Origin of the sequence: Bifidobacterium moraviense (assembly GCF_012932365.1) — a bacterium.
In the GTDB taxonomy this organism is placed as follows: domain Bacteria; phylum Actinomycetota; class Actinomycetes; order Actinomycetales; family Bifidobacteriaceae; genus Bifidobacterium; species Bifidobacterium moraviense.
Genome location: NZ_JAAIIH010000002.1, coordinates 109132 through 121632 on the forward strand (window position 1 = coordinate 109132; position 12501 = coordinate 121632).

General features: G+C 67.8%; 9 protein-coding genes and 1 tRNA gene. 5 read left to right on the plus strand and 5 right to left on the minus strand.

Features of this window, described 5'->3' with window-relative positions; genetic code table 11:
- Positions 1-290: 290 nt before the first annotated feature.
- Entirely contained in the window at positions 291-1019 is a 729-nt protein-coding gene (gene nrdG / locus G1C96_RS03760; protein ID WP_417852166.1) for an anaerobic ribonucleoside-triphosphate reductase activating protein, read from the minus strand.
- A gap of 260 nt (positions 1020-1279) precedes the next feature.
- Positions 1280-3676: an anaerobic ribonucleoside-triphosphate reductase gene (gene nrdD, locus G1C96_RS03765; protein ID WP_169275322.1), complete on the minus strand. Its 2397-nt coding sequence runs from the start codon at positions 3674-3676 to the stop codon at positions 1280-1282.
- A gap of 272 nt (positions 3677-3948) precedes the next feature.
- On the opposite strand from nrdD, the gene xseA reads away from it, so the two are divergent.
- Together xseA and G1C96_RS03775 are read left to right on the plus strand one after the other, a co-directional pair.
- The gene (gene xseA, locus G1C96_RS03770; protein ID WP_417852167.1) at positions 3949-5244 is read left to right on the plus strand and encodes an exodeoxyribonuclease VII large subunit; all 1296 of its coding nucleotides are present in this window, start codon (positions 3949-3951) and stop codon (positions 5242-5244) included.
- 61 nt (positions 5245-5305) lie between these two features.
- Positions 5306-5608: an exodeoxyribonuclease VII small subunit gene (locus G1C96_RS03775; RefSeq protein ID WP_169275324.1), complete on the plus strand. Its 303-nt coding sequence runs from the start codon at positions 5306-5308 to the stop codon at positions 5606-5608.
- Between the two features lie 193 nt (positions 5609-5801).
- Here G1C96_RS03775 and G1C96_RS03780 read toward each other — a convergent pair whose 3' ends face one another.
- Together G1C96_RS03780 and G1C96_RS03785 are read right to left on the minus strand one after the other, a co-directional pair.
- Positions 5802-6005, minus strand: a complete 204-nt coding sequence (locus G1C96_RS03780) for a hypothetical protein (RefSeq protein WP_169275325.1) — start codon at positions 6003-6005, stop codon at positions 5802-5804.
- A gap of 174 nt (positions 6006-6179) precedes the next feature.
- Positions 6180-7151, minus strand: a complete 972-nt coding sequence (locus tag G1C96_RS03785; protein ID WP_417852164.1) for an endonuclease/exonuclease/phosphatase family protein — start codon at positions 7149-7151, stop codon at positions 6180-6182.
- A 645-nt stretch (positions 7152-7796) separates the two neighbouring features.
- Between G1C96_RS03785 and G1C96_RS03790 the strand changes: the two genes are divergently transcribed.
- Positions 7797-7869, plus strand: a tRNA-Arg gene (locus G1C96_RS03790).
- 273 nt (positions 7870-8142) lie between these two features.
- Here G1C96_RS03790 and G1C96_RS03795 read toward each other — a convergent pair.
- A complete protein-coding gene (locus G1C96_RS03795) occupies positions 8143-10017 on the minus strand; it encodes an oleate hydratase (RefSeq protein ID WP_169275326.1) in 1875 nt (624 codons plus the stop codon).
- Positions 10018-10327: 310 nt separating this feature from the next.
- On the opposite strand from G1C96_RS03795, the gene G1C96_RS03800 reads away from it, so the two are divergent.
- Positions 10328-11071 (plus strand): DUF4391 domain-containing protein, encoded by a 744-nt coding sequence (locus G1C96_RS03800; RefSeq protein ID WP_169275327.1) that lies wholly within the window; start codon positions 10328-10330, stop codon positions 11069-11071.
- A 288-nt stretch (positions 11072-11359) separates the two neighbouring features.
- A complete protein-coding gene (locus G1C96_RS03805) occupies positions 11360-12145 on the plus strand; it encodes a carbohydrate-binding protein (protein WP_169275328.1) in 786 nt (261 codons plus the stop codon).
- Positions 12146-12501 lie beyond the last annotated feature (356 nt).

Sequence of the window (12501 nt, forward strand, 5' to 3'; positions counted from 1 at the left end):
GCGGGGGCCGCGGGACGGCCCGAGTGCGCGACACGTGCGACGCACACAACGCGCACAACGTCCGCATCCACATCCGCAATGAGCATCGGAGGTCGAAACAGACGAAATCGGCGGCGAAAACGTCCGGACGCACATCCGAAGCAGGGATCGGATGTCGAAACGGACGATCCGGGCGCGCACAACGTCCGCATCCACATCCGAACTTCCCGAATGACCAGCGTTCCCCGCGCACATCGGGCAGCACGGCACTGCGCCACGGTGCCCATCGCTGACGCCGCGGCATCGTGACGCTACGAGGCCTGCGCGCCTTCGCCGGCTTCACGGTCCCTGAGGTAGATCTCGGGGATGTCGCGCTCCTGATCGTGCAGCTTGGGCCAGATGACGGGCGAGCCTGCGGCAAGGGACTTCGGCACGTCGAGGATGCGCTGGTTGGAGGAGCCGCGGAACTGCAGCAGGGAATCCTTGCGGTCCCTGAGGTAGCGGCCGTCCACGAGCACGTCGATGAGTTCGAGCAGTTCGCGCTTGTCGGGGGTTTCGCCGGGGCGCATGAGCTCCTCCCACGTGTAACCGGTCCAGCACCAGATGTCCTTGTCGTGGCCGAACTCGGCGCGGATGCGACGGGCGAGCGGCACCAGCACGGGCGTGTTGAGCAGCGGCTCGCCGCCGAGGAACGTGATGCCCTGCACCCACGAGGCCTTCAGATCCTCGATGATGCGTTCCTCCAGCTTGGGCGTGTATTCGTGCCCGGCCTTGAAGTCCCAGATGGAGGCGTTGAAGCAGTCGACGCAGTGGAACGGGCAGCCGGAGACGTACAGCGAGTTGCGCACGCCTTCGCCGTCGGTGACGATGAAGGTCTTGTAGTCGGCGATCATGCGCTTCGACATGCGCCGTCCGTCCCACTGGCCGGCCCTGGGATCGTTGGCCAGTCCGTTCGACGGCACGCCCGGCCCGCGGTCGGTCTCCCCCGCCGCGAAGTCCCTCCTCGTCATCTCCCCCATCGTCGTCTCCTTCCCACTCATCATTCCATCACCATGCGCTTCACCGAATCGGTGACGCGGCCATCGAACGCGGAGCATGGATGAAGGCGCATGGTTCACGACCGTAAGCTTGGACGAGCGGCCCGTCATCCCATTTTGGCGCTTCACCGAACCCGTGACGTCAGACGCAGCGAAACGGGGATCGGGACATACGATCCGCGACCGTAGGCTTGGCCGAGCGGCCTTGAGCGTGTCGTGGATCGTACGTCCCGATCCCCGTGGAGCGTCTTAGCGACGCAACGTCACTTCGTATCCTCGAACCACTCGCGCGTCTCCCCGTCCGCCAGCGTCACGTGACCGGTCTCGCCGGCCATGTGCTTGACGCGGTGGGAGATCTCCTCGTGGCGGCCGTGCACCATCGGGCGCTGGACCGGGTTGCCGAGGTAGCCGCAGGTGCGCTTGGTGACGTTGCACTTGTCCGGGTCGGAGTTGCCGCACTCGGGGCACTTGAAGCCTTCCTCGGTGGGCTCGAAGTCGCCCTGGAAGCCGCACACGAAGCAGTGGTCGATCGGGGTGTTCGTGCCGAGGTAGCCGATGCCGATGTGGTACGCGTAGTCCCACACGGCTTCGAGCGCCTTCGGGTTGTCCTGCAGGCACGGGTACTCGCAGTAGTTGATGAAGCCGCCGGAAGCGTAGTACGGGAAGTCCTTCTCGTAGTTGAGCTTCTCCATCGGGGTGGGCTGCAGCCACACCGGGTAGTGGAACGAGTTGGTGTAGAAGTCGTGGTCGGTCACGCCTTCGACGCGGCCGAACTTCTCGCGGTCCATGCGGTTGAAGCGGTCGGTGAGCGACTCGGCGGGCGTGGAGTACACGGAGTAGTGGTAGCCCTCGGCCTTGCTCCACTGGTGGCACAGTTCGCTCATGCGCTTGACGATGGACAGCGCGAACTCCTTGCCTTCCGGATCCCAGCCGTGGTCGCGGATCCAGTTCTTGCCGTAGAACACGGCGGTCGCTTCGGCCAGACCGATGTAGCCGAGCGAGACGGTGGCGCGCTCGTTCTTGAAGAGCTGGTCCACGTTGTCGTTGGCGCCGAGGCGGCCGAACGCGCCGAAGCGGAACAGGGTGGGCGCGTTGACCGGCGTGGCCTGCTTGCAGCGCATGATGCGGAACTGCAGCGCTTGGTGCGCGACCTCCATACGCTCGGCGAACAGCTTCCAGAAGCGTTCCTTGCTGCCGTGGGATTCGAGCGCGATGCGCGGGATGTTCACGGAGACGACGCCGAGGTTCATGCGGCCGTCCTCCTCGTCCTTGCCGGTGGCGGGGTTGATCCAGCCCTGCAGGAAGGAGCGGCAGCCCATGGGGGCCTTGAAGGAGCCGGTGATCTTGACGATGTTCTCGTAGAACACCACGTCCGGGTACATGCGCTTGGTGGCGGATTCGAGCGCCAGCTGCTTGAGGTCGTAGTTCGGGTCGCCGGGGTCGGCGTTCACGCCGTGGCGGATGGTGAACACGAGCTTCGGGAAGATGGCGGTGTGGTGCTCCTTGCCGAGGCCGCGGATGCGGTTGAGCAGGATGGCGCGCTGGATCTCGCGGGAGAACCAGTCGGTGCCGAGTCCGAAGCCGATGGTGACGAACGGGGTCTGGCCGTTGGAGACGCGGTTGGAGTTGATCTGGTACTCCATGGTCTGCATGGCGTCGTAGATGGCCTTGCGGGTACGGATCTTGGCGAGGATCTCGCGCTCCTGCTCGAGCTCGTCCACGTCCGTGTGGAACGGGGTGTCCATGGGCAGCGGCTCGCGGGAGCCGAAGTGCAGCTTGGCGGGCTCGTTGCGCTTGGCGTTCTCCACCTGGCGGCGCGCGAACTCCACGGGCATGCCGTCCGGGATGGTCTCGCGGGCCTCGTCGAGGAACTTCGCGTAGTCGAGGCGCGCGTAGGTGGCGAGGTGCTCGTCGGCGCGGTTGGCGGTCTGGCCGCCGTACTGGCTGGAGGCCACGTCCTTCATGATCTGCGTGATCTGCGTGGCGGCGATGGCGATGGACTTCGGGGAGGCCATGGGCGCGTTGCCGAGCGTGAAGCCGTTGGCCAGCATGTCCCAGAAGTTGGGCAGCGAGCAGTTGGACTGCGCGGTGAACGGCGAGTAGTCGGCGTCGTGGAAGTGGATGTCGCCCTTCATGTGCGCGTTGGAGACGGCCGGGGGCAGCATGTTGAACGCGGCGGCCTTGGAGACGGCGCCGGCCAGCAGGTCGCGCTGGGTGGCGTAGACGTTGGCGTCCTTGTTGGCGTTCTCGTGGATGAGGGTGGGGTCCTGGTTGATGAAGCGGGACACGGCCTCGTTGACGTCCGTGGCCTTGGCGCGCTGGATGTCCTTGTCGAGACGGTAGTTGGTGTAGGCGCGCGCCACGTCGTACAGGTGGGCGTCGATGAGCGCGTGCTCCACGAGGTTCTGGATGTCCTCGATCTTGGCGGGGCCGGCGTAGCGTTCTTTGATTTCGCCTTCGATGTGGTTGGCGAAGCCGCGGATCATGGCCTCCTCCTCCGGGCCGACCTGCTTGTTGAGGTCGCCGAAGGCCGCCTTGACGGCGGAGATGATGTTGATCGGGTCGAAGTCGACCACACGGCCGTCGCGCTTCTCCACAAGCACGGTGGCGGTGGAAGCGGCGGCTGCGGGCCGCGTGTCGACAAGCACGTTGGTCTCCATGGTGTCCTCTCTGTCTCCTCCGTTCGCCCGTCCCTCGTCGGGGCGCGGCAAACTACAGTCATGTAAGTCGTATTGGGCTATAGAAAAGATAATGCATCCCCACCCCAATATCTAGTTACGAACGGGGGTTCCCAGCACTAGGAATAGTGATTTCGGCGACATTCCGCCGAAAACCACACCCGTGTGATTCGTCGCTTCGGCGTGTTTCGCGCCGGCTCCGGGGCGGCTCCCCGATGTCGGGCCGATGACCCAAAGTAAGGGACATGACCGACATGGGAACCTATGCATCGACGACGCCGGACGGGACGCGGCCCCAGCAGCCGCAGGAGCTGCCGCGTCTGGCCCGCGACACCACGGTGGAGCGTCCGTGGCCGGTGAGCGTGCTGAGCCAGAAGTTCTACGCGGCCGTGGAGCGCTGGCCGAGCGTGTGGGTGACCGGGCAGATCACGCAGATCAACGCCCGCCGCGCCGGCAGCGTCTATCTGACGCTGCGCGACGACCGCGAGGACGTGGCCATGGAGGTCAACGGCTTCGGCCCGTTCGCGCAGGCCGCCTCGGTGTTCGTGCAGGGCGACCGCGTCACGATCCACGGCAGGCCCAATCTGTGGATGAAGCGCACGTCGCTGTCCCTCAGGGGCGACGCGATCGTGCGCGTGGGCGCCGGCGGCAGCCTCAAGGCGCGGATCGAGGAGCTGCGCCGCCGCCTCAAGGGCGAGGGTCTGTTCGACGCCGACCGTAAGGTGCCGCTGCCGGAGTTCCCGCACCGCATCGGCCTGATCTGCGCTCCGCAGGCCCGCGCCGAGGGCGACGTGATCACCAACGTGCGCCTGCGCTGGCCGGTCGTGGACTTCACGGTCGTGCACGTGCACGTGCAGGGCGAGCAGTGTCCCGCGGACGTGATCGCCGCGATCCGTCGGCTCGACGCCGATCCGGACGTGGACGTGATCATCGTGGCGCGCGGCGGCGGCAGCTTCGAGGACCTCATCGGCTTCTCCGACGAGGGCGTGGTGCGCGCCGCGGCCGAATGCGCCACGCCGATCGTGACCGCCGTGGGACACGAGGACGACTGGACGCTCATCGACCTGGCCGCGGACCTCAGGGCCTCCACGCCCACCGACGCCGCCAAGCGCGTGGTGCCGGACGTGCACGAGCAGCTGCAGCTCGTGGAGGGCGCGCGCCAGCGCATGCGGCTGCGCATCGAGAACCGCATCGCCGGGGAGATCCGACTCGTGGAGGGCTATGCGAACCGCCCGAGCCTGACGCGCCCGCTCACCATGCTCGAACCGCACCAGCGGCTCATCGACGACGCGCGCCGGCGCATGGACGTGGCGCTGCGCCGCACGGTGGACTACGAGACCATGACCATCGAGAAGCGCCACGCGGCGCTGACCGCCCTGAGCCCCCAGTCCACGCTCGACCGCGGCTACGCCGTGGCGCAGACCGCCGACGGGCACGTGCTCACCGACGCGGCGGCGGTGCGTCCCGGCGACGAGCTGACGCTGACGCTGCGCCGCGGCCGCGTGACCGCCGTGGCGAGCGGCGCCGAGCCCGCCGACGGCGACGACTGACGATTACTGACGATTAGTGACTGACCGACGATTACGGACGCAAGAGAACAGGAGCATCATCATGACCGACGAGACGAAGACCATGACCGGCGCGGCGCCGGCGTCCAGCCTGACGGACAAGGAGCGCGAGGCCATCGCGCGCATGCCGTACGAGCAGGCGCGCGACGAGCTCATCAAGGCCGTGCAGGCGCTGGAGACCGGCGGGCTGGACCTCGACCAGTCCATGCGCCAGTGGGAGCTCGGCGAGGCGCTGGCCAGGCGCGCGCAGGGGCTGCTCGACGAGGTGCGCGCCAAGCTCGACGCCGCGCAGGCCGAGCAGCAGGCCAACGAGGCGACTGCGGGTACTCAGGACAATCTGTCCTGAGTACCCTTCGGGGCCTTGGCGGCCTCTCACCTCGCCTACGGAAGCCCCACTGGGGCTTCCGTTTAACGGCTCGGCCCACAGGGCTGCCCGCGTAACGGCTCGACCCAGAACGCGAAAAGGTCCCGATCCGCATGTGGCGGATCGGGACCTTCGGCTATCCGGCGACGCGCACGCCGCCGTCAGCGGGCCCGCATCACAGGCCGAACGTCTCCTTGACGAGGCCCTCGAGCGAATCGCCGTCCAGATCGGCGGTGTCGGACTTGGTCTGCAGGATGTGGCCGAACAGCTTGTCGGCCTGCTCGAACGTGAGCTCCTTGCCGTACTTCTTGGCGGTGGCCAGCACATCCTGCACCACCTGCGCATTGCTCAGCTCGGCAACCAGTTCCTTCTCGTCCATGAGAGTCTCCAATCACGTTTCGGACCCCGCACTTCACGGGTCCTTCTGACACCTTCTGTACTAATCCGATGCCGAAGGCACGTCCGACGGTTTCGCCCAGAGCAAACACCGAGGTCAACGGCACGCAGTCATCCGCCCGCGACGGCGCGGACGATGCCGAATCGTGACGGCAAATCACGACACGGCGATCGTCGCCAGCAGCGCCGCATGATCGCTCCCCGGCACCGCACGGACCTCCACGCGCCCGGCCGTGACGCCCCGGTCGACCACCACGTGGTCGATGGCCGCGAACCGGGGCACGCCGGAGCGGTTCGCCGGCCAGGTGAACATGAGCCCGTGCCCGTACCGCAGCGCCGCGTCGGAGAAACGGTCGCCCAGGAAGTCGCGGAACGGCGCGTGGTCATAGGTGGCGTTGAAGTCGCCCATGAACACGTAGCGGACGTCGCCCCGCGCACGCATCGCGCCGAGCTCGTCGAGCGACCGCTTCCACCGGCTCCAGTAGCCGCGCGTCGGCGACGTGGTGTGCACCGAGACGAACCGCACCTGCGCCCTGCCGTCGTCGAACGCCACCGTGCCAGCGGGCATGGCCGACGCGCTCGACCCCACCTCGTCGTGCGCCGGATCCGCCAGCGGCGTCACGGACCACAGCCCGTTGCCGTACACGCCGTCCGACGACGCGACGGTGCTGTACGGCAGGTAGCGGCCGATGCCGGCGGCCTCGAGCGCCCTGACGAAGCCGTCCGTGGTCTCCTGCAGCGCCAGCACCTCGATGCGCTCCTCGTTCACCAGTCTCACGATGCTCGCCGGGTCGGCGGACCCCTTGTAGACGTTCAGCGTCATTACGCGCGCATAGGCGTCGATCGGGTTGGGGCTGGCGGTGGTGATGGACCGCGTGGCGCCGGCCGGCAGCGTGGCGGAGGGCTCGAAGAACGGCAGCTGCCACGAGACCTGCGTCGCGAGGCAGGTGACCGCGACCAGCGAGGAGAGCCAGCGGCGGTCGACGAGCGAGAGCACGAGCGACAGCGCCGCGACCGGCGCGAACCACGGCGACAGCGCCACGACGACCGGCAGATACGGCAGCGCCGCCATCGACGACGGCAGCGCGCGGGCGAGGGTGCCCACGGCGGCGAGCGCCGCCAGCGTCACGCCCGCCAGTCCGGCGACGCGTCTGACGGCCGACGCCGGCTTACCGGACCCGCCGGACGTCCGACCACCGCGCCGAGGGCCGGTTCCGCGAGCCGGGCCGCGGACCGAACCACGAGACGCGCCGCGCGCGCCGCCCCGGCCGGAACCCGAGGCACGGGACGACCGTCCGCCGCTCCGGGGGCCGGACGCGGCCCCGACCCGCGCCCCGGTGCCGCGCGCGCCTCCGGACGTCGCCCCGCTCCGCCGCGACGATGAATGCGACATCGAATGCGACGCCGAGCGCGACGACGATGCGTGCGACCGCTCGCGCGCCGGCGCCGCGCCGGCACGCGCCAGCAGCTCGCGCGCCGCATCCCGCCGCGCCTCGTCCGGACTCATGGCGCCACGCGGGGATCCACCGGACGCCGCCCGTCCTCCGCGCCGCGCCGCACCATCCGATCCACGAACCATCCGCATCCCCCTCCGTCTCGTCACGCCCGCACGGGCGTCCCGCCGCCGGCGAACGCCATCACCCTACCGTTCGCGCCCCGCGCCCGTCCGCCGTCGCCCCGTCTTTCGACGACACGCGCACATTCCGCCCGTATCGCCCGCTCCGCGACGCGGCGGCGCCGGCACCCGCAAACCCATGTACAATGGAACACTGTTGCCCCGGTAGCTCAGGGGATAGAGCACCGCTCTCCTAAAGCGGGTGTCGTGCGTTCGAATCGCATCCGGGGCACAGTTTTCTTGGGATTTCCGTCTCGCATCGCATCTGCGCCTCTGCGCCGCATGGTCGCGCATCGCATTTTCGATTCGTGTGGTGGTTTCCGATGCATCGCCCGGATAGCAATGGCGTCATTCCGGCGATATTGCGCCATCGATATCCGGCCGGATCCGTCACGACCACCACACGAATCGAAAATGCGGCGAGGGTCCGTCTCCGCATGAGCGGACACGGACCCTAGCATCGGCCAAAATCGCCGCATCGGCCGCGCTGCGGCGCGACGCGCCGTCAGATCGCGCAGTACTCCCTGAGCAGCAGGCCGATGTCGGTGGCGTCGAGCTTCTTCAGCACCTTGCCGAGCACGGCCTTCTCCACGAAGTTGAGCTTCATGTCCGTCACGGGCTTGCCGTCGCGCAGCTTCACGGTGGCGTTGAGCAGGTTGCGCACGTCGTACACGCTGCCCCACACCTCGGGCACGCCGCGGTCCACGCCGGCCAGCGTGTACACGGCCTCCATGCCGGTGCGCATCGAATACTCGGTGGTGAAGATCGTGTCGCGCGGGGTCTCCGCGAACTGGCCCAGGAACGCGAAGTTCACGGCGCCGTCCGGCACCACGTCGGGACGGTCGCCGGCCGCGCGCGGCATGAAGAACGCGGTGATGTACGGCATCATCACGGGCACGGTGTTGGCGTGGTCGTGCGCGAGCTCGTGGATGCGGTCCTCGGGCACGCCCATCTGGTACAGCCACTCCTCGCAGATCTCCTCGCCGGTGCATTCGGTCATCGGCTTCTTCACGTAGTTGCCGGGCTTGTCCGGGAACAGGCCGTAGACCCACACGCACAGCTGGTTCTTGGGCTGGTCGCGGAACTGCTGCTGGCGGTTGAGGGTCCAGCTCATGAGCCAGTTCGAGTCGGTGCAGGTGACGATGCCGCCGGTCACCACGTGGCCGCTGAACGGGTCGCGGCCGCAGATCTTCCGGATGTACGGCGGGATCTCGCCGTCGAGCGTGGTGACCGTGGCGCTCATCCACTTGGTGGCCTGCGGATCGGAGCAGAACTTGTCCGGATGGCCAAAGCTCGGGTCCTGCCTGGCGATGCGACGCCACATGTCCCAGCCGCCGCCGGGCCTGATGTCCGGGTTCCACGCGGCGGCCTCGGTCTGCGAGCCCATCGTGGAGTTCTCCACGCAGCCGCCGTTGGTGATGAACACGAAGTCGTCCTCGGTGAGGTCCACCGCGCGCATGGCGCCGTCCGGCCCGGACAGGACGATGCGCTTGGCGAGCTTGCGTTCCGGGGTGGAGTACGGGTTGCGGCGGAACTGCGCCTGCTGGATCTTCTGGATGGTGTCCTGGCCGGTGCCGGTGACCGCGCGCTTGGGCCCCACGCCGCCGCCGATCTCGAACTCGACGTTCTCCACCTTGGTGTTGAAATGGAACGTGACGCCCGCCTTCTTGAGGTACTCGACCATCGGCAGGATCATCGACTCGTACTGGTTGTAGCGGGTGAAGCGCAGCGCGCTGAAGTCGGGCAGGCCGCCGATGTGGTGGATGTAGCGCTTGATGTACAGCTTCATCTCCAGCGCGGAATGCCAGTTCTCGAACGCGAACATCGTGCGCCAGTACATCCAGAAGTTGGAGTTCAGCACCTCGTCGTCGAAGAAGTCGGTGATCGGCTTGTCGTACAGCTCCTCGTCCGGCGTGAAGAACAGCTTCATGATCTCCATGGACGCCTTGTCCGTCAGTCCGAACTTGCCTTCCGTGCCGGCGTCCTGGCCGCGGTTCTTCGTGGCGCGGCACAGCGAATAGTTCGGGTCCTCCTTGTTGAGCCAGTAGTACTCGTCGAGCACGGACACGTCCGGGTCCTCGATGGAGGGGATCGAGCGGAACAGGTCCCACATCACCTCGAAGTGGTTGTCCATCTCGCGCCCGCCGCGCATCACGTAGCCGAGACCCGGGATCTCCAGACCGTCGCAGGCGCCGCCGGGCACCGCGTCCTTCTCGTAGATGTGGATGCGGCTGCCGTCCATGCGCGCGTCGCGCACCAGATAGCAGGCCGCGGCGAGCGCCGCCAGACCGGTGCCGATGATGTGCGCGCTCTTGCGTTCGATGCCGGTGGGCTTCTTCGGACGCGCGAACGCCTCGTAGTTGCCGCTGGAGTAATACATGTCGCCCTCCTTCGGGTCGGGAAGTGCTCCCATTGTGCACCATGTTCGCCGGACGTTTCCCGAACAATGCACAGCGTGTTGTCCGAACGGATCGAAGCCGAGTGTCGACGGAGATCGGAGGAGGCCGACGCGGAACGTCCGAGCATCGACGGCGATGGGGGCGACGGCACGACGCACCGCATCGCGCCGCGAACGCGACGCGGGCGCGGCCATGCGCGATCAGGGCGCGTATAGTGCAAGGCAAAGCGATGCTCCCGGCGCGACACGATGCGCCGCACGCCGCCGAACCGTCGGGAAAGGAAGGCCGCCGATGTCCCCCGCCACCTGTGGAACCGTATCCGCGCTCACTCTGGGACTGCCCGACGCCGTCGCCGTGCCGGCCGCCAGGGGCGCACTGCCCAAGGCCGCGTTCGTGGGACGCGCCCCGATCTCGGCCGGACTGCGCTCCAAACTGACGAACGACGTGGCCGCGATCAGCCTGCTGGGTCTGATGCGCCCGGCGAACGCCGGCGTGGCGGACGGCGCGCGCATCCACGAGGTGCTGGTGCTGGGTCTGCGGCTCGCCAAGGCGGACGCACCGGTGCCCACGGACGTGATCGACCACATCGCCGCGCAGCGTGCGGGCGGCGTGCTCTTCGTCTGCGTGCGCGAGGTCACGGAGGGCGCAGGCGACGGCGACGGCAGCGGAACCGCCGGCGCCGTGGAGCAGTGCGCCCTGGCCGTGCGCCGACGCATCCCCGGGCGCGCCGGACACGTGGCGCAGTACGCCGTGCATGCCGGCGCATGGACCGATCCGCGCGACGTGCTGCTGGAGGTGACCGGCGCCACGATGGACGAGCTGTGGGAGTCGCTGTGCTCGCAGGCGATCCTCGGCACCACGGATCACGCGGATCTCGATGCGCGGATCGCCCGGCGCGACCGAATCGCGGCACTCGAGGCAGAGGAGGCCCGGCTCGTGCGCGACCACACGCGGGCCAAGACCGCCGATCAGCGCAACGCGGCGTTCGCCAAGCTGCACAAGGTGCGCGCGGAGCTGACGCGGCTGCGCGGCTGACACTCAGAAGAAGGGACCCGACTTCTGAGTGTCCCCTTCGCGAAGACCCTGACGTCGGGCAGTTCCCCGATGGCGGATTTCCGCCGTTTTCACGAAGCGCGATGACGACGATGCGGCAGGCGGGCACTCAGAAGTCGGGTCCCTTCTTCTGAGTGCGTTCACGATGCTGCGCAAGGCGTGATGAAACCGATTTCACAACGGGATGGCGGTGGTGGCATACTAGATGGTGACGCCGCGCACGCCCAACGCCGCGCGACGACACCTGACCATCCGACGAAAGGATCAACGATGACCTTGTCCATTGCCGTCGAGAATGCGGCCGGCACCGTCCTTGCCTCCACCGAAGCCGCCGAACGCGCGACGCTGGTGTACCGCGGCAACTACGCCCCCGGCGACCGCATCCGCTTCACCGTGCCCGAGCCCGGCTACTACCAGGTGCGCGCCGACGACACCATCGACGAGACCCTGGTGTACCTCACCGGCACCGGATTCGCGTTCACCGTCCCCTTCGGCGCCGCGGCCGTCCCCTACAACCCCAAGGCGTTCACCGGCAACCTGCACCTGGCCTCGCTGCGCGCCGCCACCGCCGACGAAGTGGCCGCCACGCGCAACCTCGCGCTCAACCCGCTCGACCAGCACGACGAGGCGGACGTGTGGCCGCACGCGCACGCCAACGCCGAGACCCGCAACGAGCCGGTGTTCTACGCGCGCAACGTGATCGACGGCGTCACCGCCAACACGCTGCACGGCGAATGGCCGTTCGCCACTTGGGGCAACGACAACCGCGCCGACGCCGAGATCACCGTGGAGTTCGGTCGTCCGGTGGATCTGGACGAGATCGTGCTGGTGACGCGCGCCGACTTCCCGCACGACAACTGGTGGACGCAGGTGGACGTGAGCTTCTCCGACGGCACCGTGAAGACCGTGCACATGGAAAAGAGCGATCAGCCGCACCGCTTCGCCGTGGAGGCCAAGGGCGTCACGTGGGTGAAGGTCGGCAACCTCGTCAAGTCCGACGACCCGTCCCCGTGGGCGGCGCTGGTGCAGCTGGAGGCTTACGGCCGCAACGCATGAAATAGGGTGAAATAGGGTGATGGCGGAGCGCCCCCTGCGTTGTTCCTCGGTCGACGTGCCTCAGCACGCCCTCCCTCGGTACGCCTTGGGGACGCACGCGCCATCACCCTATTTCACAAGACAATGGGCGGAACGCCCTCGTCGTTGCTCCTCGGTCGACGTGCCTCAGCACGCCCTCCCTCGGTACGCCTTGGGGACGCACGCGCCATCACCCTATTTCACAAGACAATGGGCGGAACGCCCTCGTCGTTGCCCCTCGGTCGACGTGCCTCAGCACGCCCTCCCTCGGTACGCCTAGAGGTCGCACGCGCCATCACCCTATTTCATGGGACAACGGCGGCGCAAATCATATCCGC